This is a genomic window from Variovorax sp. 01N429, assembly GCF_056399425.1.
In genome coordinates this window covers 1-405 of sequence record NZ_JBFTRG010000166.1, presented here as the reverse complement: position 1 = coordinate 405, position 405 = coordinate 1, and the positions used below count along the sequence as shown (strand labels likewise).

Annotated in this window: 1 protein-coding gene; it reads left to right on the top strand. The window is 72.3% G+C overall.

What is annotated here, in order from left to right:
• Positions 1 to 391, top strand: a 391-nt coding sequence (locus tag AC1DSF_RS31080) for an alpha-L-rhamnosidase C-terminal domain-containing protein (protein ID WP_478184159.1), incomplete at its 5' end; no start/stop codon positions are given.
• Positions 392 to 405 lie beyond the last annotated feature (14 nt).

The window sequence follows — 405 nt, the reverse complement described above, 5'->3', positions numbered from 1 at the left end:
GACGATGATCGACCGCGGCGCCACCACGATCTGGGAGAGCTGGGAGGGAATCGGCTCCGACGGCACGCCGCGCGATTCGCTCAACCACTACAGCAAGGGCGCCGTCGTGTCCTTCCTGCACCGCTACACGGCGGGCATCCGCCTGCGGGAAGACGGGCCCGCCTACAGGCAGTTCGACATCCGCCCGGTACCCGGCGGCGGGCTCACCCGGGCCGAGGCCGAGTTCGACTCCCCGTACGGCCGGATCTCCTCCGCGTGGCGGATCGAGGACGGCCGGTTCCGCCTCGCCGTGACCGTCCCGCCGAACACCGGCGCGACGATCACGCTCCCGGACGGCAGCAGCTTCTCCGCCCCGCCCGGCGACCACCGGTATACCTGCCCGCTGCGCTGAAGGGCCCGGAACCC